General features: G+C 67.7%; 2 protein-coding genes. Both read right to left on the bottom strand.

Going from position 1 to position 2,325, the window contains the following annotated elements:
- Positions 1–152: 152 nt before the first annotated feature.
- A complete protein-coding gene (locus KZA10_RS12675; RefSeq protein ID WP_218683049.1) occupies positions 153–1,070 on the bottom strand; it encodes a cation diffusion facilitator family transporter in 918 nt (305 codons plus the stop codon).
- A 47-nt stretch (positions 1,071–1,117) separates the two neighbouring features.
- Positions 1,118–2,245 carry an MFS transporter gene (locus KZA10_RS12670; RefSeq protein WP_256934814.1) on the bottom strand — a complete coding sequence of 376 codons (1,128 nt, stop codon included), beginning with the start codon at positions 2,243–2,245 and terminating at the stop codon, positions 1,118–1,120.
- Between the last annotated feature and the right edge of the window lie 80 nt (positions 2,246–2,325).

Below are 2,325 nucleotides of genomic sequence, written 5' to 3'. Positions count from 1 at the left end.
CTGGTCGGCGGGAGCGGAGGAGCAGCTCGCGAGCAGCAGAGCAGCGGTCACGGCGAGGAGGCTCAGGAGCGGAGGATACGTCGGGCGCACAGCCATGATTCTCCCACGCCCTGCGCCGCCGCATCGCGTATGGCCGCGCTGGCGACACCATCTCAGGCCGACGCGAATCCCACCGACGGCTCGTCGTCGACCGAGAGGGACAGCACAGCGGTCTCGACCGCGTCGTGCTGCTCGATCCGTTGCTCCAGGTCACGCAGCTGCCGTGCCACGTCGTGCTCGCGCGCGTCGCCGGCGAGATCGACCTCCGCCACGATGAAGAGACGGTTCGGGCCGACGTACTCGATGTGCAGGTAGGCGACCCGCTCGATCTGCGGCAGGCCCAGCAGGGCGTTCCCCACCCGCGCGCGCAGTTCCGGTGCGGCGGTGGCGCCCACGAGGAAGGCGATGTTCCGCCGGATCAGGATGATCGCCACCACCCCGAGCAGAATGCCGACGAGGATCGAGCCGATGGCATCCCAGGCGGCGACGCCCGTGATCTGGTGGAGGAGGATCGCGCCGCCGGCGAGCACGAGTCCGATGAGTGCGGCGGAGTCTTCGAAGAACACGGCGCGCAGTGTGGTGTCGCTCGTCTCCAGCACGAAGTCCCAGGTCGACGAGCCGCGCTCCTTCGCGAGGCGGCGGGATTTCACCATCGCCTGCGTGAACGATGCGCCCTCGAGCACGAACGAGACACCCAGCACGATGTACGCCACGGTCGGGCTCTCGACAGGACCGGTGTCGGACAGCTCCTGGATGCCGTGCATGATCGACACGATCGACCCGGCGGTGAAGATCCCGAACGCGGCGATCAGCGACCACACGAAAGCGTTGCGACCGTAGCCGAGCGGATGCCGCGCATCTTTGGCCTTCGCCCCGCGGCGGTCGGCGATGAGGAGGAACACCTCGTTTCCCGCATCCGCCCACGAGTGTGCCGCCTCGGCCACCATCGACGCCGACGAGGTGATGATCGCGGCGACGGTCTTCGCGATGGCGACGAGGATGTTGGCGAGGAAGGCGAGGATCACAGTCACGCGGTCAGACTACTCCCGCCGTGGCTCACGGCTTCCGCAGGATTCTTTCAGCGCGGCGCCTTGACCGGGAGCAGCAGCAGGAAGCCGGCGATCAGCACGACCACGATGCCCAGGATTCCGTAGGCCGTCTGGCTCGTCAGCACGATCAGCACGGTCCAGGCGCCGGATGCCATCCAGCTCGCGGCTCGCCCGGTCGTGGCGTAGAGGCCGAAGATCTCGCCCTCGCGTCCGGCCGGCGTCACTCTGGCGAGGAAGGAACGGGCGGCCGCCTGGGCGGGGCCCACGAAGGCGCACAGGATCAGACCGCCCACCCAGAACACCATCACACCGGCGTCGCGGAGGAAGAACACGGCGAGACCGGCGACGATCATCGACCCGATCGAGGCGAGGATGATCCGCTTCGGTCCGAGCCGGTCGTCCAGTCGGCCGGCGGCGATGGTCGAGACGCCGGCGATCAGGTTCGCGGCGATGCCGAAGATGATGATGTCCTGCGCGCCGAACTTGAACACGGCGGTGCCGATGATGGCGCCGAACGCGAAGACGCCTCCCAGCCCGTCGCGGAAGACCGCGCTCGCGAGCAGGTACCAGAAGGTGGGCCGCGTCTCCTCGTTGCGGTAGAGACCTGCGACGTCCTTCACCAGCAGCGGGTACGAGGCGAAGAAGCCGACCTTGCGCTCCGGACGGCCCAGCGACGGCTCCGGCACGTTCAGGAAGATGGGGATGCTGAAGACGATCGCCCAGACGGCGCATCCGACGGCGATCAGCCGGTAGGCCAGTCCGTTGTCGGTCGACATGCCGAACCAGTCGAAAGTGTCGAGCACGACCACGATCACCAGCGCGATGATGCCGCCGAGGTAGCCGAAGCCCCAGCCGAGGCCGGAGATGCGACCGACGTTCTTCGGGTTCGCGATGCCGATGAGCATCGCGTTGGAGTTCACCGCCGCGATCTCCTGGAACACCGTCGCGGCCGAGATCAGGGCGACACCCAGCCAGAACAGGCTCGGCATCGGCTCGACGAACCAGAGGCCGAGCATGCACAGGATCAGCGCGCCGGTGCCGATCCCGAGCCAGAGCTTCTGACGTCCCGCCGCGTCCGCGCGTTGGCCGAGGACGGGCGCGAGCAGCAGTGCATCCACTGGATGGCACAGCTGCCGACTCTGCCAGTTCGTCATCATGCGGCCCTTCGTAGTATTCGCCGTGCTCGAAAGAGCGTGCATGTGGCGGAGCCAAGGTGCTCTCGTGCGTGGAGACCGTC

Source organism: Microbacterium sp. BF1 (assembly GCF_019279095.1).
Taxonomy (GTDB): Bacteria; Actinomycetota; Actinomycetes; order Actinomycetales; family Microbacteriaceae; genus Microbacterium; species Microbacterium maritypicum.
Note: the sequence above shows the minus strand (reverse complement) of the source record. Positions and strands in the feature narration are given on the sequence as shown.